Source organism: Bacillus sp. FJAT-22090 (assembly GCF_001278755.1).
GTDB lineage: Bacteria > Bacillota > Bacilli > Bacillales_A > Planococcaceae > Psychrobacillus.
This window is the reverse complement of record NZ_CP012601.1, coordinates 1,660,363-1,684,959: the sequence shown is the minus strand read 5'-3', so window position 1 is coordinate 1,684,959 and position 24,597 is coordinate 1,660,363. Positions and strand designations below refer to the sequence as shown.

General features: G+C 35.5%; 20 protein-coding genes. 19 read left to right on the top strand and 1 reads right to left on the bottom strand.

Annotated elements, in window-relative coordinates; translation table 11 throughout:
• The first annotated feature begins 395 nt into the window (after nucleotides 1-395).
• The 10 genes from AM499_RS08805 (at nucleotide 396) to AM499_RS08760 (ending at nucleotide 14,596) form a co-directional block, all read left to right on the top strand.
• Entirely contained in the window at nucleotides 396-2,096 is a 1,701-nt protein-coding gene (locus AM499_RS08805) for a polysaccharide deacetylase family protein (protein ID WP_053589857.1), read from the top strand.
• A gap of 15 nt (nucleotides 2,097-2,111) precedes the next feature.
• On the top strand, nucleotides 2,112-3,347 hold the full coding sequence (locus AM499_RS08800; RefSeq protein WP_053589856.1) for a DegT/DnrJ/EryC1/StrS family aminotransferase: 1,236 nt from the start codon (nucleotides 2,112-2,114) through the stop codon (nucleotides 3,345-3,347).
• Nucleotides 3,348-3,391: 44 nt separating this feature from the next.
• On the top strand, nucleotides 3,392-5,230 hold the full coding sequence (locus tag AM499_RS08795; RefSeq protein ID WP_053589855.1) for a ligand-binding sensor domain-containing protein: 1,839 nt from the start codon (nucleotides 3,392-3,394) through the stop codon (nucleotides 5,228-5,230).
• Between the two features lie 27 nt (nucleotides 5,231-5,257).
• Complete coding sequence (locus tag AM499_RS08790; protein WP_053589854.1) at nucleotides 5,258-6,325, top strand: dienelactone hydrolase family protein; 1,068 nt, start codon at nucleotides 5,258-5,260, stop codon at nucleotides 6,323-6,325.
• A gap of 73 nt (nucleotides 6,326-6,398) precedes the next feature.
• The gene (locus AM499_RS08785; RefSeq protein ID WP_053589853.1) at nucleotides 6,399-7,829 is read left to right on the top strand and encodes an extracellular solute-binding protein; all 1,431 of its coding nucleotides are present in this window, start codon (nucleotides 6,399-6,401) and stop codon (nucleotides 7,827-7,829) included.
• 120 nt (nucleotides 7,830-7,949) lie between these two features.
• On the top strand, nucleotides 7,950-10,160 hold the full coding sequence (locus AM499_RS08780) for a heparinase II/III domain-containing protein (protein WP_197275629.1): 2,211 nt from the start codon (nucleotides 7,950-7,952) through the stop codon (nucleotides 10,158-10,160).
• 78 nt (nucleotides 10,161-10,238) lie between these two features.
• Nucleotides 10,239-10,868 (top strand): YesL family protein, encoded by a 630-nt coding sequence (locus tag AM499_RS08775; RefSeq protein ID WP_053589851.1) that lies wholly within the window; start codon nucleotides 10,239-10,241, stop codon nucleotides 10,866-10,868.
• A 185-nt stretch (nucleotides 10,869-11,053) separates the two neighbouring features.
• Nucleotides 11,054-11,983 carry an ABC transporter permease gene (locus AM499_RS08770; RefSeq protein WP_053589850.1) on the top strand — a complete coding sequence of 310 codons (930 nt, stop codon included), beginning with the start codon at nucleotides 11,054-11,056 and terminating at the stop codon, nucleotides 11,981-11,983.
• Between the two features lie 77 nt (nucleotides 11,984-12,060).
• Nucleotides 12,061-12,906 (top strand): carbohydrate ABC transporter permease, encoded by an 846-nt coding sequence (locus AM499_RS08765; protein WP_156316860.1) that lies wholly within the window; start codon nucleotides 12,061-12,063, stop codon nucleotides 12,904-12,906.
• Nucleotides 12,907-12,976: 70 nt separating this feature from the next.
• Complete coding sequence (locus AM499_RS08760) at nucleotides 12,977-14,596, top strand: extracellular solute-binding protein (protein WP_053589848.1); 1,620 nt, start codon at nucleotides 12,977-12,979, stop codon at nucleotides 14,594-14,596.
• Nucleotides 14,597-14,880: 284 nt separating this feature from the next.
• Here AM499_RS08760 and AM499_RS08755 read toward each other — a convergent pair whose 3' ends face one another.
• On the bottom strand, nucleotides 14,881-15,783 hold the full coding sequence (locus AM499_RS08755) for an aldo/keto reductase (protein ID WP_053589847.1): 903 nt from the start codon (nucleotides 15,781-15,783) through the stop codon (nucleotides 14,881-14,883).
• A gap of 69 nt (nucleotides 15,784-15,852) precedes the next feature.
• Here AM499_RS08755 and AM499_RS08750 point away from each other — a divergent pair, with 69 nt between their 5' ends.
• The 9 genes from AM499_RS08750 (at nucleotide 15,853) to AM499_RS08700 (ending at nucleotide 24,549) form a co-directional block, all read left to right on the top strand.
• Nucleotides 15,853-16,401, top strand: coding sequence for an NUDIX hydrolase (locus AM499_RS08750; RefSeq protein ID WP_053589846.1), 549 nt, complete (start codon nucleotides 15,853-15,855; stop codon nucleotides 16,399-16,401).
• Between the two features lie 917 nt (nucleotides 16,402-17,318).
• The gene (gene fur / locus AM499_RS08735) at nucleotides 17,319-17,759 is read left to right on the top strand and encodes a ferric iron uptake transcriptional regulator (protein WP_053589843.1); all 441 of its coding nucleotides are present in this window, start codon (nucleotides 17,319-17,321) and stop codon (nucleotides 17,757-17,759) included.
• Nucleotides 17,760-17,831: 72 nt separating this feature from the next.
• A complete protein-coding gene (gene xerD / locus AM499_RS08730; protein WP_053589842.1) occupies nucleotides 17,832-18,734 on the top strand; it encodes a site-specific tyrosine recombinase XerD in 903 nt (300 codons plus the stop codon).
• Nucleotides 18,735-18,814: 80 nt separating this feature from the next.
• The gene (gene deoB, locus AM499_RS08725; protein ID WP_053589841.1) at nucleotides 18,815-19,993 is read left to right on the top strand and encodes a phosphopentomutase; all 1,179 of its coding nucleotides are present in this window, start codon (nucleotides 18,815-18,817) and stop codon (nucleotides 19,991-19,993) included.
• A gap of 16 nt (nucleotides 19,994-20,009) precedes the next feature.
• On the top strand, nucleotides 20,010-21,314 hold the full coding sequence (locus AM499_RS08720) for a pyrimidine-nucleoside phosphorylase (protein ID WP_053589840.1): 1,305 nt from the start codon (nucleotides 20,010-20,012) through the stop codon (nucleotides 21,312-21,314).
• 209 nt (nucleotides 21,315-21,523) lie between these two features.
• A complete protein-coding gene (locus tag AM499_RS08715) occupies nucleotides 21,524-21,880 on the top strand; it encodes an STAS domain-containing protein (RefSeq protein ID WP_053589839.1) in 357 nt (118 codons plus the stop codon).
• Nucleotides 21,870-22,316: an anti-sigma F factor gene (gene spoIIAB / locus AM499_RS08710; protein WP_053589838.1), complete on the top strand. Its 447-nt coding sequence runs from the start codon at nucleotides 21,870-21,872 to the stop codon at nucleotides 22,314-22,316. The genes AM499_RS08715 and spoIIAB overlap by 11 nt, the downstream gene beginning before the upstream one ends.
• A complete protein-coding gene (locus AM499_RS08705; RefSeq protein ID WP_053589837.1) occupies nucleotides 22,316-23,104 on the top strand; it encodes a SigF/SigG family RNA polymerase sporulation sigma factor in 789 nt (262 codons plus the stop codon). Before spoIIAB ends, AM499_RS08705 begins: the two co-directional genes overlap by 1 nt.
• Nucleotides 23,105-23,130: 26 nt before the next feature.
• Nucleotides 23,131-24,549, top strand: a complete 1,419-nt coding sequence (locus AM499_RS08700) for a spore germination protein (protein WP_053589836.1) — start codon at nucleotides 23,131-23,133, stop codon at nucleotides 24,547-24,549.
• The last annotated feature ends 48 nt before the right edge of the window (nucleotides 24,550-24,597 follow it).

Genomic DNA, 24,597 nt, shown 5'->3' with positions numbered 1-24,597 from the left:
AATTAGCCAACACTAGTCGATTGGAGTGGAAGGCGCGAAGACTCCTACGGGAACAGCACGAGCCGAAGCACCCGGACTGAGCGTAGAGAGGGGGAAGGCTGAGGCCGTGCCCGTGGAAAGCGTAGCGCCTGAAACGGAAATCGACGATTTCTTACTATGTATTGTAAATAAAAAAAGACTATAGACAATTTCAAATTCTTTGAGTTTGTCTACAGTCTGATGTCCTTTGTATGTATAAAAAAAATACCTTTACCTTGGATAAAACCATTAAAATAGAATTTATAAAATTTTCAAAAAATTAATTGATTAATAATTGTATTTATACTACTATTTAATAAAAGGTTATAAATACATGTTGTATACATGTATTATATGTTCTGAGAGGTGATGTTAATATGAAAATGGCTAAACTGGGAATCGTTTTTGATGAAGAAGAAGCGGAGTTACGATGGTCAAAAGGACAGAATATTTTTGAGAAATATTTATTTGAAATTCTTGATCATTTCAGACTACCATATGAAAAAATTGATATTTTGGGAGAATATGAAACATTTGATGTTTTGATGATAGCTCAGTGTCAAGTAAGCATAAATACTACTTCAAAAATATTAGAATATGTTCATGCTGGAGGAACAGTGATTTCATATGGTGGATTGGAAAGTGCTAGAGAATTATTAGGTTTTTCTAAGAATTTAGAGCCTATTAAAGGATATGCTCATTTGTCTAGCTTTCTAAATCAAAGTGTTCCATTGCGTTTTCTTCATGCGGATCCTTGGAAGAATGAACATAACCGTTTGAAAGTAATTGAAATGGGTTTGATCAATGAGACAAAGAATGGGCAAGAAGCAACTGCATTACAACGGATTAAATATGGTGAAGGGATAATAGAGCGTTGGGCAGTTTCCATTCCAAGTACAATAGTTGGGTTGCAACAAGGTACTCAACATGTGATTGAAGATGGAATACCAGCTCCTGATGGTTCGGCAAACCTAGACGAAAATATTTTAAAGGCGGAAGACGGTTTTGAATTAGACTGGGTTTTAGACAGAACTTATTCAGAAACAGGGATGCTTTATTTCCCACACCCTTATGCTGACTTGTGGAAAGAAGTTATTGTTGAGCATCTATTAAAATGTGTTATGGAAAAAGGATTGACACTTCCATTCTTAGATCTGTGGCCTTCTGATGTGAAATATGTGGCCATGATATCCCATGACAGTGATTTAAATGTCGATGAATCAGCTCAAATAACATTAGATACCCTTAAATCTGAAAATGTCCAATCAACTTGGTGTATGATAGCGCCGGGATATAGCTCTTTGATCTATGAACAGATTAAAAGAGATGGACATGAAATTGCTTTACATTATAATGCACTAGAACAGGAAGATGGAGTTTGGTCAGAGGATGCCTTTACATCACAATTAAAGTGGATAAAAAAAGCAGCAGATACTGAAGACATTATTTCAAATAAAAATCATTATACGCGTTACGAAGGCTGGGGAGATTTATTTGCGTGGTGTGAAAAAAATGGGATACAAGTAGATCAATCAAGAGGCCCTAGCAAAAAAGGGAATATTGGCTTTTTGTTCGGAACCTGCCATCCTTATTTTCCAATATCATGGTCGGATGAAAAGAATCGTTTCTATGACGTTTTGGAAATTGGTTTTTTAACGCAAGATTTAAATCATAATACGCTTTCAGACGTTAGTGTAATTCAGCCATTCTTAGATGGTGTAAAAAGGGTAAACGGAGTGGCTCATTTTCTTTTCCATCAGTTTCATATTTACAACCAGCCGAAAGTACGTGAAGCAATTCTAGAATTAATAACTACTGCCAAAGATCAGGATTTTACGTTTTGGACCAGCCGGCAAATCAATGATTGGGAAAGGGAACGTCGAAAATTATCTATAACAGGCATAAGTGAATCAGGAGAAATTGAATTAACTGGATCAATGGAAAGAAATGACTTTGTAATCCTAGTTCCATTATCCAAAAATCAAAACTTAGATACAAATAATTTGGAGATAGTACAAAGATTTGGGTTTAATTGTAAACAGGTCTCAAAAACAGCTGAGATTCTGAAAGAAGCCTAATTTGGGGGACTTATTATGGGGGAAAATATTCTGGCTTTAAAAGGTGGATCAAAAGTGAAAACAACTCCTTTTGGTACTGGCCAACGTTTTGGACTTGATGAGGCAAGTGAGTTGTTGGAAGCTCTTGAGCAAAATACATTATTTTATCATTTTGGAAATAAGGTTAAACAATTTCTGAGTGATTTTAATGATTTATACGGAGTTGAATATAGTGTCGCTACATCCTCTGGTACTGCAGCGCTTCATGTAGCCCTTGGTGCTGCTGGAGTTTCAGTTGGGGATGAGGTTATAACAAGTCCAATTACAGATCAAGGGACGGTAATCGGAGTTCTTTACCAAAATGCAATACCTGTGTTTGCTGATTTGAATCCCTATAGCTATACAATGACCGCTGAAACAATTGAAGAAAAAATAACTCCGAGAACAAAGGCGATCATTGTAGTTCATTTGGCTGGCAACCCATGCGATATGGACCCCATCATGGAACTTGCGAAAAGGTATAATCTCAAAGTCATTGAAGATTGTGCACAAAGTTATCTTACGACATATAAAGGGCGTTTAACTGGCACAATTGGTGACTATGGGTGCTTTAGTACAAATGATTTTAAGCACATTTCTACTGGAGACGGAGGAATTGTGACTGTTAACTCAGGCTCAGAGTCGGATTATTTCACTACTCATGCATTTGCTGATAAAAATTATCACAGACAAGAAACGTCCGTCTTAAAGGAGTTAGAGTACTTAGCGCCGAACTACCGTATGACAGAGTTACAAGGTGCCGTAGGTATTGCTCAGTTAAGAAAGCTTAACTGGATCTGTACAAGACGAAATGAGTTAGGGGAAAAGTTAAATCACGGTCTAAGTGCTATAAATGGAATTAACCCGATGAGAATTACTAAAGAGGGTTGGTGTAGCTATTGGTTTTATATGTTGACCTTAAACACGGAACATTTATCCTGCTCGAGAGAAGAATTTTCAGAAGCTCTATCCGCTGAAGGAATCCCTAATCAGCCGGGATATATTCCTAAAGTCTTATATGCACAACCTTTATTTCAAAAAAAACAAGCATATCTAAATAGCCACTTTCCGTTTGAAACTGCTACGTATGACTACTCTATTGGTAGCTGTCCCAACGCCGAGCGTATACTTGAGACAGCAATTCGTTTAAATATTAGTGAATTTTATACCAATCAAGATATTGAAGATATGATTGCAGCTGTAAATAAAGTTGCTTCCTATTATGTTTTGTAAAATGAAACTAGAAGGAAAGAGTAGTTTGCGAAAGGAGAGCCAAAGTGCATAAAGCTAATTCATATTTTACTGACTATGGAATCCCTGTTTCTGCAGAAGAAGAAAGAACTGCTGCGATGTGCATTAATGTAGATAGAGAAAGTAGATTTGTTATTGCTGCAAAAGGATTTGTCCTAATAATTAATCCTGAAAACGGTTATTCAAAACAAGTATTTTTTCCTGATAACAACCTAGAGTATCCTTTCTCATCGTTTAGCAGTAATGGGTTATTTTATACAGGCGCTGGAACAATGTTCATGGTATTGGATCCTTTTCTAGAGCGCTTTGTATATTATAGAGTCATAAAAAATGGAGAAGAAATTCTAGGTTTTAGCTTTGGAGAGGATAAGGTTGGGAATATTTACTTCACTTCATATCCGCACTGTCATTTACTCTGTTATCATCCTAAAACAAAAGAAATTGTTGATTTTGGCTCTATGGATTCATCAGAAAAATATCCAGGTAGTTTAGCGATTGATCAAATGGGCTGGGCGTATATAGGGATTGGAACAGAAAATAAAAATATCGTTGCCTTTCATCTTGAGAAAGGCTATAAGAAAAATCTAATCCCGGATTCACAGAGGCAAAAGGGAGCAGGTTATGTCTACTTGGGAGAAGACGGAAAAGTTTATGGACATACGGACGCTTCTGACTTAAAGGATGTGAATTATTCCTCACGTTGGATGAAATTTTCTGATGGAGAATTCCAATATATAGACAGTAACGAATTATCTCCATCCTCCTTCTCTGGAACAGGCTTTCAAAAAATTCACCGTAATCTTGAAACAAATTATCAAGTCATTTTATACAGTCTGTCGGAACGTATCGTTCGTATGATTCATAAAGAAACTGGAGAATCCAAAACAATAACATTCACATATTTTTCGGATGGAGCAATTTTATCTACTATATGTTTTGGTCCAGATGGACATATTTATGGCACCTCTATGCATCCGTTGCAATTTTTTCGATTTGATATCTCAACAGGTAAGACTACCAATTTTGGTGGTCAAATAATCGAGAAAGGCGGAGGAGGGAATATTTGTGCATATGCTTCCAATGGAAGTTTGCTTATTGGGGTTGCCTATGCAGGAGGTAAGCTATATGTGTTTGATACATCAAAGGCATTCATGTATAAAGATAACCCTAAGTTAGTGTTACAGGAAGAGAAAATTCATCGACCACGTTGTGCAATTGCATTAAGTGATAGGCAACATATCATTTGGGGAGGATTCCCTGGATATGGAATGGTTGGGGGTGCGTTGGGCATCTATCATATAGAAACAGAAAAAAACCAATTGATTACGCATGAAAATGTTGTGGTCAACCAAAGTACTGTCAGCCTTGCTGAATTAAGTTCAGGAGAAATCCTTGGGGGAACAAGTATTGAGACACCAGGTGGAGCTCAGTTAAGAGAAAAGGAAGGATGCTTGTATGTTTTAGATTGGAAGTCTAAAGTAGTGAGACATAAATTTACTCCTATAATAGGTGCAAGAGAAATTTCCTTGATTTATGTGGATTCATTCGACCGTGCTCATTGTCTTACTGATCAGAGTGTTTATTTTGTGTGTAATCCCTATCAACAAGAAATACTTTATCAACAAGACTTATCTAGCTGGGGGAGAGTAATTAGAGAAGGATTTGTATATGATGTAACTTCTAAAACACTCTTTTGTCTCTTAAGTAAAACATTGCTTAAAATTGAGATTAGTAAAGAGAAGGTTTATGAACCGAAAGAAGTCCAAAGATTGCTACAGGAAGCCAGTAGTGGGATCGTCTTTTATAATAGACGAATTTTTTACGGTAGTGGAAGTCACTTATGCTGTATACAGACAGAGAAATAAATAGCTGATTTGGAGTGGACACAAACCATGTATACATTAAGAACATTAGAAAAAGAGGGTGCACCCCCTTTATTACGAAACGTAAATGACTCGAATGATTGGATGAAGAAAAGAACCACCATATTGAATGATTGGCTGAATTGTATAGGCGGTATTCCCCCTTTAGTAAAAACCAACAAAAAGATTATCTCTTGGGAGGTTTACGCTGACTATTACTTAATCAGGATTAGGTATGCCTCTGTCTATAATGATTGGGTACCCGCAAACCTGTTAATACCAAAATCCATTGAACAAGACGAGTTAAGAAAAGAGAGCGATGTTATAAACTTATTACATGCTAATAACATAAATAAGTTCCCGGCAGTTATTGCTTTGCACCCAACGAGTGATAACGGAAAGGAAGATATAAGCTCCTCAAGCGGAAGAGAAAACAGAAAATATGCTCTAGAGCTTGTTAAAAGAGGTTATATTGTTTTAGCCCCTGACACTATTACTGCAGGAGAAAGAGTCCACCAAAACGAAAAGCCATTTCAAACTGCTTCTTTTTATAAAAGTCATCCAGAATGGTCCGCGGTAGCCAAAATGATTGTAGACCATCAACAAGGAATAAGCTTGTTGGAAGAGCTAACTATAGTAGAACATTCAAAGATTGGTGCAATAGGTCATTCTCTTGGGGGTTATAATAGCTACTTTTTAGCTACTGTTGATAAAAGAATAAAAGCTGTCATTTGCAGTTGTGGATTCTCGCTATTTGAACAAGACCCTGAGATACATCGTTGGGGTAGAAGAGAATGGTTCACCCATTTACCTAAAGTGAGTGATTATCTAGATGATGGAAATGTACCATTTGAGTTTCATGAAATTGCTGCCCTTGTTGCCCCAACCCCATTTTTTTTATGGATGGGTCAAAACGATAAAATATTTCCACATTGGAAGCCAGCAGCAGTAGGTTTAGTTGAACTAAATTCTTTATATGATTGGTTGGGGGAAGGTGAAAAAATAAAATATCTTATAGGAAACTCTGGACATGATTTTCCGTTTGAGATCCGTCAAATTGCCTATTCATTTCTTGATTATTGGTTGTGTAAAAAATGATTTAAATCATCTTTGCAAAACATTCCATTCTCATTTAAAATAGGGCAATCAATCTGTAGGGGAGTTGTATTTATTGCTAAAGCGTAAAAGTGAATTTGAAAACCGCTACAATAAGTTTATCCATGCTCTAAAAGACGAAATAATAGCAGGGAAAATTAAACCTGGGGAATTTATTCTTCCTGAAAATACATTAAGTAAGGTGTATGAATTAAGTAGAGTATCCATAAGGAAGGCCTTGGCCGAGCTAGTCGATGAAGGTCTTATTGAAAAAATACCTGGAAAAGGCAATAGAGTTACTATTCCTAATGAAACACAAAAACAGACGATTACTCTCGGTTGGTTTTCGAATTCCTATGAAATTGAAATTATTAGACAGATTATTAGACGTTTTGAACAACTTAATCCTTTTACTAAAGTAAATCTTCGAATATTACCAAATAGTCAATACGTATACAATCTGACACAATCCCTTGAACATGAAAATGGACCGGATGTATTTATTGTTTCTGATTATCATTTCCGTGAGCTGATGGAAACGAATCGTTTGGATATTCTGGAGCCTTATTTGCCTGAACACATTGATCCAGAGAAGGATAGCTATCAAAAAGTATTTGAAATGTTTTCAGTTGATCAGGAAATTCCTGTAACGCCATTTGTGTTTTCACCAGTTATGATCTGCTACAACCGACGAATGTTTGAGGAAGCTGGTATTTCAAAGGATTTCAAGATGGAAAATTGGAATGACTTACTTGAACTGGCACGCCGGACAACGAGAGGTTTAAATAATAACAGTTTAATAAATGAATATGGCTTTTGCTTTTCGTCTTCCACTAATCGTTGGCCAGTATTTCTCTTGCAAAATGATGGAAAATTTATGGAAGATGATCTGTCCAATTCGATCATGAATAGTAAAGAAAATAGTGAAGCTCTAAATTTCTGTGGTGATTTAATGTATAAGCATCAAGTCTCTCCAATATTCTCTCATGGCAGTAATGAGTTAGCTGAAAATCTTTTTATGCGTGAAGGTGCTGCAATGATCTTAACCACCTATTACTTTATGAATGAATTTAGAGATCACAAGATTAAATGGGATGTTCTTCCACCACCTAAAAAAAAGGTGCCGGCAAGTCTTCTCCTAGGTGGTGCTCTAGGAATTAGTGCAAGTAGCAATATAAAAGAAGCTGCACAGGCTTTTGTAAGTTTTATGGTCAGTACGGAAGCACAAACTCTAATAAAGCAAAACGGCTGTACAATTCCAATGCTTCGCTTTGTTGCGGAAGATAATAATTTACTACAACCTGGAATACATCCAGAAAACTATAATGCTTTTAAAGATGTAATGAAGAGTGTGCATACAATTAGAGATCTTAATTTGACGATCGATGAGTTTGAGTTAGTTGAACGTGAAATGCAATTCTTTTGGGCTAATATGGAAAAAGCTGACGAAACGTGTAAAAGAATTGAAGACTTAATAAATCAAAAACAAGCAACTGTTAAGAAGTAAATGTAGATATACTTTATTAAACTTGGATAATCAGAATAAATAAGGGGTGTAATAGTTGTTATGGTATTATCCCAGTCTCTAAAGTCAATAAAGCCTAATCCTAGGATTTTAATGAATGAAATGGAAATAAGAGAAATTAAAGCTCGAGTGGAGAAAAACGAATTTAGTGACATTTGGAAAAATACTATAAAATTGGCGGAGTCATATATTGTAGAACAAGGTTTTACTTTGTCCTATCCAAGCTGTTCTGTAACGTTGGATATCACTTTACCTCTGAAGCAATTAGAGCCTATTGGCGACCCCCTTGGATATACTGATTACCCTTTTTGGACTATGTTTTCTCGCGCAATTGAGGAAAGAATCAATGTTTTAGCATTTGCCTATGGAATGACTAAGGAAATAAGGTTTGCTAATAAGGTGAAGGCGTACCTTATTGAATTATCTTCTTTTACTAGATGGTTTGAATTTCCGCATAGGGGTTCAGAGGGAAATTTAAGTAATGCTCATTTCACAATAGGAGCAGCAATCGGGTATGATGCAATTTATAGCACGTTATCTATGAACGAAAAAAGAACAATTAGGGATGCTATATTTACAAAAGGTCTACAACCATTTATAAAGGATTTTAACAATCATGACAGTCATAATATTATTGCTTCAAAAAAAGTGGCAATGTTTATTGGTTCACTTGCCATATATGATAGCGATAATAAGGATGAACTCAAGCCTTTTTTGTTAAACGCCTATAGCTATCTAAGAGATTATTTAGATAATAGGATGAAGGATTCTGATGTTGAAGGTTTGTTGTATTTGAATGTAGCCGCACGACATATTTTAATGGCTGCAGATATTTTTTTCCGTTCTACCGGAGATGATGCGTTACTGAAGCATTCGTATTTTAATTTTCTGCCAGATGTTTTTATTTACATGCTTGGAACAGGAGGAAAAACGAGCTTTGCTAATTTTTCGGATTCTTTTTACAGCTTGGATATTTCCTTTACAATGGCAATTTTAGCATCCAAAAATCAAAATCGTCTTGCTAGCTGGTACATAAATAAATTCTCAAATAGTAAATTGGAAACATTGATCCATACAAATGGCATTCCTGACCCAATAGAACCAGAAATTTATTATAAGAATAAATATGCTAATATGTTTTCTAGGATTGGCTGGGCTGCTCTTCGAAGTGGTTGGAAAGAGGTAGATCACCTCTTGGCTTTTAATTCAAGTCAATCAGCCAAAGACCATAACCATTATGATCAAAATAATTTTATATTACATGTTGCAGGCGAATGGTTAATAACGAATCCTGGATATCAGGATTATGTAGAAGGTTCTAGAAGAGACTTTACTATTGGAACTGTTGGACATAATAGCATGCTTATGAATGGTGTAGGACAAACACAAATGGGTAGCAGTAAGTTTGTAGATTGGTATACTTCCGCAAACTTTTCCTACGTTATTGGTGATGCAACGCACGCTTATGATGCAAGTGTCTCAAAATGGGAAAGAAAAATTTTACACGTAGACAAAAGCTATTTTATTCTGGTTGATAAGTTAGTGAAGGAAAAAGCAGATAGCATTCCTAGTTTTCTATATCATACAACTTCTCCCATATTCGCAAATGAAAAGATATTAATGCCGGGAGAAAAAACAGAAGAAAACAGGATAGATTTTAGAGGTGAAATAGCTTCAGTATCTCTGTACATTTGCTATCCCCACCAAACAATTAAGAGTATTGAGCAATATGAAGGAGCAGAGGAGTACGGATCATATCTTTCAGTGGTACCTAGTGAGAAGGAAAAGATGCAATACCTAATCACTATGCTTGTTCCCAAAGTTTCAAAAAGTGATATCTCTTATTCAATGAATAGTAATAGACCATTTTTTCAAATGCAAGTTAGCCGTATAAGTGAGGGCATTACTGATTATATCCTTATAAATGAAGATAGGAAAAGTGCCTTACAAATTACGGATAATGGAGTGATTTGTCTTCATGGAGAACAGGGATGGGTTTCATTTCATCTAACCGATAACTCTCCAAGTAAATTTTCACTAATGAATGGTAGCTTTCTGAAGGTGAAGGATGACACTTTTATTAAATCGACAGAGAAGATGAATATCTCCGGCTATTTTGAGGAAACAGAGGCAATGCTGCAAATTGAACTTCATAAAGTTACTCAAATTTTTATAAAAACTGCTCCTCCTACAAAGATATGTATTAATGGTGAGGAGGAAAAGGGTAAATACGATGTTTTCTATAATACAAAACAAGGCTTGCTAGAATTTAATTTGAAGAATGGAACGTATAACGTCGATTTATTCTTTTGATTTTCAAAAATGAATAAAATCTGCGAAATAAAGACTGAATTTTCGATAATTAATTTCGTTCTAAAGAGGGGTGAATATATGGAACTTACTGGATGGAGGGGCACTATATTTCGTTACTTGGACTTAGCTATGAAACTTGCATATCTTAATATTCTGTGGGGTGTGGGAATAGTGATAGGGGCAGGGGTTGTTGGCTTCTTTCCTTCTAGTGTAGCAATGTTTTCGGTCCTAAGAAAGTGGATGCATGGTGATGATATCGAAATTAACATATTTTCGCATTTTAAAGACGAGTACCGCAAGGAATTTATTAACGCAAACTTATATGGGTATGCATGGACTTTTTTAGGGCTAGTCATATATGTAGATTTGCTGTTTTTTCGGGGTATTTCAACACTATGGGGCCTTTTAATTTCCTTTTTCTTTTTTATTCTTGGTTGTATTTATGTTGTAGCCTTACTTTATGCTCTTCCGATTTATGTCCATTATAAACTTAATTTTAAGCAATATTTTAAAAACTGTTTACTTATTGTCCTTTCCAACCCTCTCTACTCAGTGCTGATGGTGCTAGGTTTTTACTTTCCGTATTATTTTATGATTAAAATTCCGGGATTGCTTCCTTTTTTTGGTGGTAGTCTGATTTGTTTTATATTAATGACTATTTCAAGCAAAGTGTTTATCCTTTTTGAAGGAAATAAAAGAACAAATTAAGAAAAAAATAGAAAAGATATCTCCGAAAAATATTGAATAATTCTGAAATTTAAATTATTATTATATAAATACATGTAATATACATGTAATCTACAGTAGCTTTCTAGTTTAAGAGAAAGGGGTAATTAGTTATTGGAACTAAAAAAAAGAATATTGATACACTTGATTCGACTTTAGATGTATCAATCAAAATCCCGAAACAGAAAAGAAAGAATTCTATAAAAAAGAAATTATGGCGTGATCGCTATCTATTACTACTAATTTTACCTGGTATTTTGTATTTTCTCATTTACCGTTACATTCCAATGGTTGGAATACTTTTGGCATTTAAAGATTACAGCCCATTTCGTGGTTTTTTTGATAGCCCCTGGGTAGGGTTAAAATATTTTAAATTGATCTTTGAGGATGCAGAAGTCATTCAAGTCATTTGGAACACCTTACAAATATCTTTGTTACAAATATTCTTTGCTTTTCCAATTTCTATCATACTCGCTTTAATGTTAAACGAAATAAGGAATCAGCTTTATAAAAAGTTTCTTCAATCTGTCGTTTACTTACCGCACTTTTTATCATGGGTGGTTGTAGTAGGAATAACAGTTATTTTTCTTAGAAGTGAAGGATTGGTAAATAGTTTTCTAGTAAATTTTTTGGACATAAACCCAATCCCTTTTTTGACTGATCCAGCAATGTTCAAGCCGATTGTCATTTTTCAAGTAATCTGGAAGGAATCCGGGTGGGGAACAATTCTTTTCTTAGCAGCGTTGTCCGGTATTAGTCCTCATTTATATGAGGCTGCTGTAATGGATGGAGCTAGTCGATTAAGACAAATGTGGCATATTACATTGCCAGCGTTAAAAAGCACAATTGTCATCTTGTTAATTCTTCGTCTAGGAAATGTAATGGACAGTGGTTTTGAACAAATATTTTTAATGCTAAATCCTTTTAATATGGAGTCAGGGAATGTTCTTGACACATATGTCTACTTCAAAGGAATACAGCAGGCGAATTTTAGCTTTGCTACAGCTGTTGGCTTGTTTAAAGGAATTATTGGTTTAGTGCTGGTTGTACTAGCAAATAGGCTTGCAAAAAGGTTTGGCGAAGAAGGTTTATATTAAATATGTTAATATTTTCTTTATTTTTGTTTAAGTGAGGGGGTTAGGTTGTGTTTAAATCTACAGGTCGTGAAAGGGTTATGGAAGTTGTAAATAACATTCTATTGTTATTGATTGCTTTAACAATGCTCTTTCCTTTCTTTTACATTTTTTCAGTTTCGTTTTCGAGTGTAAGTGATGTACTTAATAGTGATTTCCTGTTATGGCCAAAGGAATGGGTGACAGATGCTTATACGTATATTTTGGGTTCTGACCAGTTTATTCGGTCACTCTTTGTAACGATTTATATTACAGTGGTAGGAACATTTGTGAATCTCGTGTTCACCTCCACAATGGCTTATACATTAACAAGAAATATTATTGGTCAGCGTACGATCATGTTCCTTGTTTTGTTCACGATATTATTTTCTGCGGGAATGATTCCTACTTACATTATTGTGAAAGAAACTGGTTTATTAAATTCGTTATGGGCTTTAATAATTCCGGTTGCAATAAGTCCTTTTAATCTAATCATCATGACACAATTTTTTAAAGGTATACCTGAAGAACTAACAGAGGCAGCGGTTATTGATGGCGCCAATGACATTCAAATTTTTTCTAAAATTATTTTACCTTTATCGAAGCCAGCTTTAGCAGCATTTGGTCTGTTTTATGCGGTTGGTCATTGGAACAGTTATTTTACAGGAGTACTATATTTAAACGATCCTGCGAAATGGCCAATACAAGTCATTTTAAGGCAAATTGTAATTGTGAATGAGCCAAATGCTGCTCTTGGTGGTCATGCAGCAATGTTAGAAGCATTACCTCCTCCGGAAACAGTTCAAATGGCTGCTATTTTAATAGCTACCTTACCAATACTGATTGTATATCCTTTCTTACAAAAACATTTTGCTAAAGGAGTGATGCTTGGATCGGTAAAAGGGTAATAGTAAAGTTTTTCTGTATTGAATGAACTTAAATAATATTTTTACTTAAAAAAATGATGGAGGGGTTTACTTGAGAAAAAAGCATTTGATTATTAGTTTTCTAATTCTTTTCCTAAGTTTTATATTGGTAGCTTGTTCAGATGAGACGACAGAGGATGGGAAGGAAACAGAAAAAGAGAAAGAAACTGCAACTGAAACAGAAAAAAACATTGAAATTGACCCGTTCGATCATACTGAAAAGTATACTATTACAGGGATGACATTTCGCTTTGGTGACCCTCCCCCTGTAACAAGCCCTGGGCTAGACATGATAAATGAGCGATTTAACGTTGATTACAAACCAGAAATTATTCCGCAAGGAGATTATATTGAAAAATCTTCAGCTATTGTAGCATCAGGTTCTATGCCAGATTTAGTTGGATTTCCTGGAACAGATACACGATTTTATCAATGGGCTGAAGATGGTGCATTTTTACCTTTAGATGATTATTTAGCACATTATGAAACTCTAGGTAATATCCCAGATTATATTTACAATTCATTTAAAGTGGATGGTAAAATTTACGGAATTCCACGATATTCTCAGCCGTATCCTGTTACCCCTGTTATACGTAAGGATTGGTTAGATAAATTAGGTCTTGAAGTTCCAACGAATTACAAGGAACTGGAGGAAGTTGCGATCGCTTTTACAAAAGACGACCCAGATGGAAATGGTAAAGCGGACACTTATGGTGTTGCAATTGGCGAAAATATAAATCCAAACTTCAATATGGGAACTTATTGGGACTTTAACGCATGGTATCACCAAAATGATAACGGGGATTATATTCCTGGTGTGATTTCTGAGGGAAGAAAAGAATTAATTCAATTTTTTGCTAACATTTATAAAGAAGGCGCAATGACAAAAGATTTTGCAGTACTTGACTGGGCAAGTACCAACACGGAATTTTATTCAGGCAAAGCTGGGATATTTGTTGGTGGAGTCTCTGGTATGTCTGAAGCGTATTTCGAAGGGTTATTAGCAGCTAATCCAGATGCTAAACTTGTAGCAATACCTCCATTTGAGGCACCTGATAAATCGAAAGGTTTTACAATGGGATCGGGTTATTCGGGAATTCTTGCTTTAAATGCAAAACTTGCAGAAGATGAGGGGAAAATCTATCGAGCTTTAGAAATGATAGACTTCGGAAAGAAATACTATCCAAGAGATGAAAAGAATCCTCAAAATGAGGATTATGATTTCTTTTTAGGAAAAGAAGGAATTGGTTATAACATGGAAAATGGAGCTCCTGTCCAAGTTCCAACATTCTCATCTGACGGGCTAGCACCTTCGACTTACTTCTTAGATAACAGAGAGCAAGTTCCAACGGATGCTAAGATTAATTATGCCGACGATTACAAGTTGCCGGAGTTGAAGGAAATGACAGCGTCATTACAGGAGATGTTCGAGTCAAATCAACTATATGTTGATCCTTCATACGGAGTCTTGTCACCAACAAATCAAGAAAAGGGTACTGATTTAATGCAATTTTTGATTAATGAACAATCTAAAATGATTGCTGGTCAAAGACCAATATCTGATTGGGATAATCTTGTTGATGAGTACTTGAAAAAAGGCGGAGAAGCGATAATTAAGGAAGTAAATGAAGGAATTAAGGCTAAAGGGTATACTGATAGAGAATGGAAATAATAAATAGTTGACCTTTAAAGGCATATCACGCGTGTTGATGTATTGTTATTTGTGGAATTTCAGTAAAATAGTTAGCACTCACATAATAATAGATGAATAAGGCAAAGTAATCTAAAGTTACAAGTTGGCTACTTTCAGTAATAGGACTACCAACAAAAGAGAGGAGGGCAGTGACGGTAGTCACTGCCCTCCTCTCTTATATGTTGGCCAAAGTCTGTTCACAGGGCTCCGACAACCATTTTGAGATACGTAGTCTGCTTATTTTTAGCTATTCTAATGATAGATTATACTCTATGCTCCTTATAAACATCTTGTTTGGTAAATTCACTTACTTTATCAAGTATGCATACAGAAACTTGCTGTTTGTAAGCATGAATTGTCTCTAATAACTGCTGAGAACTACTAGCACCAATGATCATCGAACCTGTAACTTTACTTTGTAATACATATTGAAGAGCTATCGAGTTAAGGGGCTTATCTAATGATTGAAGATTTTCGATCGTCTCGATTAATTCACCTTTTGAATAGGACAAATATTCGTCTGTTTTGTTTGCTCGGCTTATCCCTTCTGGAGTTAATAAGCCTTTTGCTAAAGTTCCGCGTGTTAGAAGAGAAACTTCATTTTTTTCCAGTAAGGAAAACCATTCTTCAGGTCTTCGATCTAATAAACTATATTGCATCATTACAGATACTGCATTGCTTTTCGATAAAAAGCGATCAATTACATTTGGTCGAATAGAAGAAATTCCGTATTCACGAATAAGTCCATCCTTTTTCAGCGATTCCATCGTGTCAATTACTTCATCAACGTCATCCTCCATAGTGCCACCATGCAATTGATAAACGTCTATATAATCCGTTTGCAGTCGCTTAAGTGATTCGTGAACTGCTGTAGTTATCCACTTTTTTGATGCATCCCATGTCCAGCCTTCTCCTGTTTCATTAGTACGATTGCCGACTTTTGTTCCAAGAATTATATCTTTACGATTATTCTTCAATGCATTTCCGACAATTTTTTCATTTTCTCCTTTGTTGTATAAATCTGCCGTGTCAAAATAGTTAATGCCATTATCAAGAGCGAGTTGAATAATTTTATTAGCCATTAGTTGATCTGTTGGTAGTGACATACAGCCTAGACCAATCTCCGAAAGATATAAATCACTTTTACCAAGCTGTCTTTTTTCCAAGATTTATCACATCCTTTACTACATGGTACAATGAGAATTATACAGTTTCAAATGAAAGGAAGTAGAGTGATGAAAAAATTTGAGGAAAAAACAATTCAAACTGACCTTAAATATAAAGGTAGAATTATTACGTTACAAGTGGATGAGGTATTATTACCAAACGGGGAAAAGAGCAATAGGGAAATAGTTAAACATCCAGGGGCTGTAGCTATAATAGCTCTAACAGAAGATAAAAAGATTGTATTGGTGGAACAATATAGAAAAGCTCTAGAACGTTCAATTATTGAGATTCCAGCTGGAAAAATCGAACCTGGGGAGCCACCAGAAGTAACAGCATTAAGAGAATTAGAAGAAGAAACAGGTTACACGACAAGTAAACTAATCTATATTCAATCATTTGCTACATCTCCTGGTTTTGCAGATGAAATTATCCATCTTTATTTTGCAGAAAATATAGAAAAAATGACAGTAAAAGCAAATCTTGATGAAGATGAGTTTGTAGAATTAATGTATGTATCAATGGATGAAATGGAATCTCTTATTAAAAATAAGCAAGTTTATGATGCTAAAACAGCGTTTGCTTTTCTTTGGTTAAAAAACTATTTGAAAGAAAATTGATTTTATAGATAAGGGAATTTCATAATTGCTACTACTAAACATACGAATATTGGGATAGAATTATTTTAAAATATTCCTTTAATAGAGTTATGATTACGTGATTGGAGCGGAAGGCGGCGACTCCTGCGGGATTAGCTTGAGCTGAAGACCCCGCAGGAGCAAGAGCTCCGAGGAGGCTGAAGCCAAGCCCGCGGAAAGCGTCCACCTGAAGTGGAAATCCACTTTGTTTGGATTTCAATATTTATTTCCCTATTATGAAATTAACTTAGATATTTATATTTTAAATAGTTTTGTTTGAGTTTATGTTGGCATATTTAATCTTTGTACAAGCATATGATGGAAATAGATAGGGAGGTGTTCAAATCGAACCAGACTTATACTATTTTCATTTCATTATGCGTGCTCGTATTTAGTTTTATTGGTGGTTTAATACTATTCGAAAAAAGTACTACAGAACAACAGCAATGGATTATTAATCTCTTGGACGCTCGTGTTCTCTTGGCAGAACAACCTACTTTTCTAGAAACTATTTTTCCGCACTTGATGATAGCAGTTGTATTTTTTTTATTTTATCAACACCGATATTTACGAAAACTAATATTAGTTATTTGTGCATTTAAGATTACTTTTTATGGTTTTTGTTCTAGTTATCTATTACAAACCCAAGAATCCACTTATCCATACGTGTTTTGGTGGTTTCCGTTTCAATTAGTATATTGCATCCTTCTTCTAGCTCTAGCAAATCGGGTTAATTTGTTTACGTTGTCCTTCTATATAATTATTATAATTATAGAGTTCTTTGTTATACCATTTGTATTATTTAATAATTAGTTTTTATTAATAATTATTATCGTGTGAATCTCTTGTCATTAGAATTCACTATTTGGTATAATGTAAGAAGTTTAAGGAGGCGTCATATGGAAAGCCGTATTGATCGTATAAAAAAACAATTATCTGGTGCGAGCTATAAACTGACGCCACAGCGCGAAGCGACAGTCCGAGTATTGCTTGAAAATGAAGAAGATCATTTAAGTGCTGAGGATGTATTTTTACTAGTTAGAGAGAAATCTCCTGACATAGGGCTTGCTACAGTTTATCGTACATTAGAATTATTAAATGAATTGAATGTTGTCGATAAGATTCAATTTGGAGATGGCGTATCGCGTTATGATTTAAGACAAGAGGGAGCCGCTCATTTTCACCACCATCTTGTTTGTATTGAATGTGGAGCAGTAGATGAAATTCAAGAAGATTTATTAGAAGACGTGGAAGCGATCGTTGAAAAAAAATGGAATTTCATAATTAAGGACCATCGATTAACTTTTCACGGAATATGCCACCGTTGCCAAGATAAATAGATTTAAAGGAAGTATTTATCAACAATCTGAGGATAGCAAATTGCTATCCTTTTTTTTATAAGGAGGTAAACAATGAAAAAAGGAATGCTTCAATTAGAAGATTATTTGCATTTTTTACGGATTGAACGTCAATTGGCAGATAACACACTAATATCCTATAAAAAAGATTTAATGGATTATATAAATCATATTTTTAACGAACAAAAATTACATAGTTTAGATGAAGTAGAGCGCCAGAATATTCTTATTCACTTACGAAAGTTAAAGTCAGAAGGGAAAAGTCCAAGATCTATTGCTAGACATATTTCTTCGATTCGTTCGTTTCATCAATTTTTGTTGAGAGATAAAGTGACAAACCAGGATCCCACCATCCATTTGGAAATTCCACAGATGGATCAAAAATTACCAAATTTCCTTTCCGTAGAAGAATTAAACAATTTATTAAGTAGTATCGACGTTTCAAAGCCTCAAGGTAAACGAGATTTAGCAATGTTTGAATTAATGTATGCAAGTGGTATGCGTATTAGTGAGTGTCTAAATTTGAATTTGGAAGACTTACATTTAACTATGGGATTTGTTCGTTGCTTTGGAAAAGGTGGGAAAGAGCGTATTATTCCATTAGGTGGAGCAGCTATAAAAGCGTGCCAAAATTATATTGAAGAGGCACGTCCAAAATTATTAAAAGCTACTGAGAAGACGGATGCCATTTTTATTAATCAAAGAGGAAAAAGATTAACTAGACAAGGGATATGGAAGTTGTTAAAAATGCATGCTATGAATGCAGGAATAACAAAAGAAATCACTCCACACGTACTTCGGCACACTTTTGCTACTCATTTGATTGAAAATGGAGCCGATTTACGAGCGGTTCAAGAGATGCTTGGTCATGCAGATATTTCAACGACACAAATATATACACATGTAAGTAAAACTCGTTTAAAAGAAGTTTATAGACAATTTCATCCAAGAGCATAACTTTAAAATTTGTCAGAGGTCTGACCTGTACTTTATTAAAAATTTTGGTAAACTAGAAGTAAATAGTGGGAGGGAATAAGATGAGTAAATTTAAACGTATCCATGTCATCGTCATGGACTCAGTTGGAATAGGTGAGGCACCAGATGCGGAAGCATTTGGGGATGCAGGATCACATACCTTAGGACATATTGCTGAAAAAATGAACGGCTTGAACATGCCAGAGATGCAAAAACTAGGGTTAGGAAATATTGAAACGATAAAAGGTATTTCACCTGTCCAGCATCCTTCAGCGTATTATGGAAAAATGCAAGAAGCTTCTGTAGGAAAGGATACTATGACGGGTCATTGGGAAATCATGGGTTTAAACATCGATAAACCTTTCAAAGTATATCCTAATGGATTTACAGAAGAATTAATCTCAGCTTTAGAAGAAAAAACTGGACGTAAGGTAATTGGTAATAAACCTGCTAGTGGTACTGCAATACTAGACGAACTTGGTGAAGAACATATGAAAACTGGAGCAATTATTGTGTATACTTCAGCTGATCCAGTACTCCAAATAGCTGCACATGAAGAAATAGTTCCACTTGAAGAACTATATCGGATTTGTGAAATTGCAAGAGAACTAACTCTCTCACCTGAATATTTAGTTGGAAGAATTATTGCACGTCCATTTATCGGAGAACCTGGAAACTTCATACGAACATCCAATAGACATGATTATGCTTTAAAGCCCTTTGGAAGAACAGTTATGAATGAATTACAAGATGCTGGTTTAGATGTGATAGCTTTAGGCAAAATAAACGACATATTTAATGGGGAAGGAATAACTTCTACCGAACGCACGAAAGATAATATGGATGGAATGGATAAGTTCATCACAACATTAGACAAAGACTTTACTGGCATAAGCTTTTTAAATTTAGTAGATTTTGATGCATCATTTGGGCATCGCCGTGATCCACTTGGATATGGGAAAGCTTTAGAAGAGTTTGACGCACGCTTAACAGAAGTCTTACCAAAGTTAACAGAAGAAGATTTATTGATTATTACTGCAGATCATGGGAATGATCCTACAATGCCGGGAACGGACCATACACGTGAATTTGTTCCTTTGACAGTATATTCTCCACTGTTAAAAGAGATGAAAGAACTTCCTTTACGTAACACATTTGCTGATATCGGGGCAACTATTGCCGAAAACTTTGGAGTATCAAAAACGAAATTTGGAGAAAGCTTTTTATCCTTACTAAAATAAAGGGCGGGTCAAAACAATGAGAATGATTGATATTATTGAAAAGAAAAGAGACGGAAATTCTTTAACGAAAGCTGAAATAGACTTCTTTATACAAGGATATACGAATAATACCATTCCAGACTATCAAGTCAGTGCGTTCCTAATGGCTATTTTCTTTCAAGATATGAATGATGAAGAGAGAGCGAATCTAACGCTTGCAATGGTAAACTCAGGGGAGCAGATAGATTTGTCTGCTATTGAAGGGATAAAAGTAGATAAACACTCAACCGGGGGAGTTGGCGATACAACTACACTTGTACTAGGTCCGTTAGTTGCTGCGTGTGGCGTTCCTGTTGCTAAAATGAGTGGACGAGGTCTAGGTCATACTGGCGGTACTATCGATAAACTAGAAGCAATTGAAGGGTTTCATGTTGAGCTTTCTCCACAACAGTTTGAGAAACAAGTCAACGAACTTAAACTCGCTGTTATTGGTCAAAGTGGTAATTTAACTCCTGCGGATAAGAAGTTATATGCACTTCGTGATGTAACTGGGACCGTAAATAGTATACCGCTTATCGCAAGTTCCATTATGAGCAAAAAGATTGCAGCTGGAGCAGGAGCAATCGTTTTAGACGTAAAAACTGGCGAGGGAGCATTCATGAAAACGACAGAAGATGCTAGAGAGCTTGCAAAAGCAATGGTGCGCATCGGTAATAATGTCGGAAGAAAGACAATGGCTATCATTTCAGACATGAGTCAGCCTTTGGGGTATGCGATTGGAAATGCACTAGAGGTCATTGAAGCGATTGAAACGCTTAAAGGAAAAGGACCAAAAGATTTAACGGAACTTTGCTTGACTTTAGGAAGCCAAATGGTTGTGGTAGGAGAAAAAGCCGATTCGTTAGAGGAAGCAAGAGAGATGCTCCTAAAAGTTATAGAAGACGGTACTGCTTTAGATATTTTTAAAAGGTTTATTAAGAGTCAAGGTGGGAACGATGCGATTATTGATGATATTTCATTGTTACCTCAAGCAAAATATACCATTAATGTTCCAGCTAAACAGGATGGTTTTATCACGTTCATGGAAGCAGATGAAATTGGTACTGCAGCAATGCTATTAGGAGCAGGGCGAGCTACGAAAGAGTCAGAGATCGACCTTGCAGTAGGTATTGTATTACAGAAAAAAGTTGGTGATTACGTTAAGAAGGGCGAATCACTTGCAACCCTATATGCTAATACAGAAAATGTACAAGAAGTATTAGACAAATTAACTGCTAACATTGAAATTGCAGATACACAAAAAGAAGCCCCACCACTTATTTATGAAATTATAACAGCTTAAATTTATTACAAGTAGGCATCTTGCGAAAGTTTAAAAAAACTTTTGCGAGATGCCTATTTTTTGTTTAGAAATAGAATAATATTCCTATACTAGGAATGAATAATTCTTTGTCGAAAATGAACTAAAAAACAATGATTTTTTCTACTTTTGTCAAGCGCAAGGATTTTCATTTGTGAATGTTGAATAGCGCTATCAGAGGAGGCGATTTTATGTATCACGAAGTAGAAAAAGTCGGAGACGAAATAATTATTATTCGATTAAAAGGTGAATTAGATCATCATGGAACTCATGATATACGCAATGAGATAGTACCGATGATCAAAAATGGTTCTATTAAAGTAATAGTTTGGAATTTAAAAGATTTACATTTTATGGACAGCTCTGGAATCGGTCTAATTCTTGGTAGAATGCGCGAACTTGCACCAGTAGATGGACAAACAATTATTGTAAATCCATCCCCTACGATGAAGAAAATTTTCGAGTTTGCAGGTTTAAGCCCATATATTTATAACGAATCAGAAATTGAAATTATGTCAAATTTAGGGGGAATCGTTTATGGACAATGAGATCACATTATCTTTTATTGCCAAAAGTGAGAATGAAGCGTTAGCTAGAATGGTAATGTCTAGCTTTATTGCTGAAATTGATCCAACCATTGAGGAATTATCGGAATTTAAAACAGTTATTTCAGAAGCGGTAACAAATGCAATTGTTCATGGATACGACGAAGATGGTGTTGGGAAAATAGAAATTCATGCGCAAAGAATAGGTAGAGAAATAGTTGTTTCTATTGTTGACTCTGGCAGAGGAATTCGAGATATCAATCAAGCACGTGAGCCTCTTTTTACAACGAAACCGGAGGAAGAACGTTCTGGAATGGGGTTTACCATTATGGAAAGCTTTAGTGATGACGTGGACATTTACTCTATTCCTGATAGGGGGACAACGGTAACCATTACGAAGAAATTTGTACCAATTCAAGAGTCATGTAGGATTGTCTAATGATGATGAATAATAAGCCGACTACTTTACTTACACAAGAAAAAATGAGGGAGTTAATTGCTTTATCGCAATCAGGTGATAAATTAGCGAGACAGCAGATGATTGAGGGTAATACGAGGCTTGTTTGGTCTATTGTGCAACGGTTTGCATCAAGAGGGGCCGACTTAGAAGATTTGTTTCAAATTGGTTGTATTGGGTTAATGAAGTCCGTCGATAAGTTTGACCTTAGTTATGAAGTTAAGTTTTCCACGTATGCAGTTCCGATGATTATTGGAGAAATTCAAAGATTCTTAAGAGATGATGGGATGGTTAAAATTAGTCGTTCCATTCGAGAGCTGAATTTTAAAATCCGTCACGCAACAGATGACTTCATGAAAAAGCATGAACGACAACCGACTATACTTGAACTAGCAAGTATTTTAGAAGTTTCAAGAGAAGAAATAGTCATGGCAACAGATGCATTAAGAGATCCAGCTTCGTTACAAGAACAACTATATGAAAATGAAAGTGGAGATGCTTTGACTTTGATGGATCAAATGAAAGATGAGCGCTCTGAAAAGTCATTTGATCATATACCGCTTAGAGAACTAGTAGAAAAGTTAGAAAAAAGAGAACAGATGATTATTTATTTGCGATATTACCTAGACTGTACTCAAAGCGATATTGCAGAACGATTAGGTATATCTCAAGTACAAGTCTCAAGATTAGAGAAGAAAATCTTAACTCAGCTTAAAACTTGGTTGGTACCTGCTGGTTTTGCGCATAATCCAAAAGCAAAAGATGGGTGATTAAAACGAAACCGCTATTTTCTAATATGTCAGAAGCAGAAGAGTACTTAAAAGAAAAGTTTGGCGTCAATGAATCGTATGATGTGGGAATATTGCATACCCATTTATACGAATTTCCAGTACTGCTTGTCTATATAAATGGTCTAGTAGATGGGCTAGTGCTTACTGAATTGTTAACAAATGTCCAAGATAATAATTGGCATACAGATTTAGATGAGAATAGAGTAATGGAGCATTACTTTCCTTATCACGCCATTACAGAATATGATTCGAAGGAAAAATGGCTTGCAGCACTTCTTAGTGGACAAGTTACATTTATATTAAAAAATGGCTCTGTATATACGATAGATGTAAGATCATATCCAGGTAGACAGCCAGAAGAGCCAGATAATGAAAAAGTAGTAAGGGGTTCTCGGGATGGCTTTACAGAGAATATCGTACAAAATACGGCATTAATCAGAAGAAGAATCCGTGATACCGATTTGCGGTTTGAATTACATCAAGTATCAAATTTAGGTCAAACAGACATAGCAATTACTTTTATTAAGGGCATAGCCAATGAAGATAATTTGGGTCAGATTCGTGATAGGCTAAAACAAATTAATCATGACGGGTTCACGATGACGGATAAAGCCTTGGAGGAATGGTTATTTAAACAAGGCTTTCATCCTTTGCCTTTTGTAAGATTCACCGAAAGACCTGACATTGCAGCAGCTCATTTACTTGAAGGACATATTGTGATCGTTGTCGATACTTCACCGTCTGTCATTATTGTTCCGACAACACTTTTTCATCATCTTCAGCATGCCGAAGAATATAGGCAGGCTCCTATAATTGGTACAGTTGCACGACAGTTGCGATACTTAGGAGTGCTACTAAGTTTATTTCTTTTACCTTTGTGGTATTTATTTGCGAAGCATCCTGAATTTCTCCCTAAAGCATTAGAGTTCTTAGGGCCGAAGAAGCTAAGTGAAATACCACTTTTATTACAAATTCTATTTGCAGATGTTGGTATAGAATTTCTGCGATTGGCAGCGATTCATACACCTACCCCATTGTCTACAGCGATGGGAATTATTGCAGCATTGGTAATCGGGCAAATGGCTGTTGACGTAGGTTTGTTTATTCCAGAAGTAATTTTGTATACAGCAATCACTGCAATTTTTACATTTGCTATTCCATCTTATGAGTTAAGTATAACGACAAAAATTTTCAGATTGTTTATTTTGTTGAGTACTGCAATATTTGGCGTAAACGGGTTTTTCATCGCTCTTGTAATTTTGTTTTGGTATGTGTGCTCGGTGAAACCTTTGAATGTTCCCTATTTATGGCCAGTTGTTCCTTTCTTTCCTAAGGCTTTTTTACGTATTTTTATAAGATTTCCTATGCCTGCAGATGCAAAAAGACCTTTTATTACACGAGCGCCTGTTCGCAAAAGGTCATGAATAACATTGCATTTGCCTCATTTTCTGTGGTAAAGTTCATATAGAAAT

Bases quoted from the DNA above. Each gene is read 5' to 3' on its own strand.
- AM499_RS08805 (WP_053589857.1), top strand. From the start codon at position 396: ATGAAAATGGCTAAACTGGGAATCGTTTTTGATGAAGAAGAAGCGGAG.
- AM499_RS08800 (WP_053589856.1), top strand. From the start codon at position 2,112: ATGGGGGAAAATATTCTGGCTTTAAAAGGTGGATCAAAAGTGAAAACA.
- AM499_RS08790 (WP_053589854.1), top strand. From the start codon at position 5,258: ATGTATACATTAAGAACATTAGAAAAAGAGGGTGCACCCCCTTTATTA.
- AM499_RS08780 (WP_197275629.1), top strand. From the start codon at position 7,950: ATGGAAATAAGAGAAATTAAAGCTCGAGTGGAGAAAAACGAATTTAGT.
- AM499_RS08775 (WP_053589851.1), top strand. From the start codon at position 10,239: ATGGAACTTACTGGATGGAGGGGCACTATATTTCGTTACTTGGACTTA.
- AM499_RS08765 (WP_156316860.1), top strand. From the start codon at position 12,061: ATGGAAGTTGTAAATAACATTCTATTGTTATTGATTGCTTTAACAATG.
- AM499_RS08750 (WP_053589846.1), top strand. From the start codon at position 15,853: ATGAAAAAATTTGAGGAAAAAACAATTCAAACTGACCTTAAATATAAA.
- fur (WP_053589843.1), top strand. From the start codon at position 17,319: ATGGAAAGCCGTATTGATCGTATAAAAAAACAATTATCTGGTGCGAGC.
- xerD (WP_053589842.1), top strand. From the start codon at position 17,832: ATGAAAAAAGGAATGCTTCAATTAGAAGATTATTTGCATTTTTTACGG.
- deoB (WP_053589841.1), top strand. From the start codon at position 18,815: ATGAGTAAATTTAAACGTATCCATGTCATCGTCATGGACTCAGTTGGA.
- AM499_RS08720 (WP_053589840.1), top strand. From the start codon at position 20,010: ATGAGAATGATTGATATTATTGAAAAGAAAAGAGACGGAAATTCTTTA.
- AM499_RS08715 (WP_053589839.1), top strand. From the start codon at position 21,524: ATGTATCACGAAGTAGAAAAAGTCGGAGACGAAATAATTATTATTCGA.
- spoIIAB (WP_053589838.1), top strand. From the start codon at position 21,870: ATGGACAATGAGATCACATTATCTTTTATTGCCAAAAGTGAGAATGAA.
- AM499_RS08705 (WP_053589837.1), top strand. From the start codon at position 22,316: ATGATGATGAATAATAAGCCGACTACTTTACTTACACAAGAAAAAATG.
- AM499_RS08700 (WP_053589836.1), top strand. From the start codon at position 23,131: ATGTCAGAAGCAGAAGAGTACTTAAAAGAAAAGTTTGGCGTCAATGAA.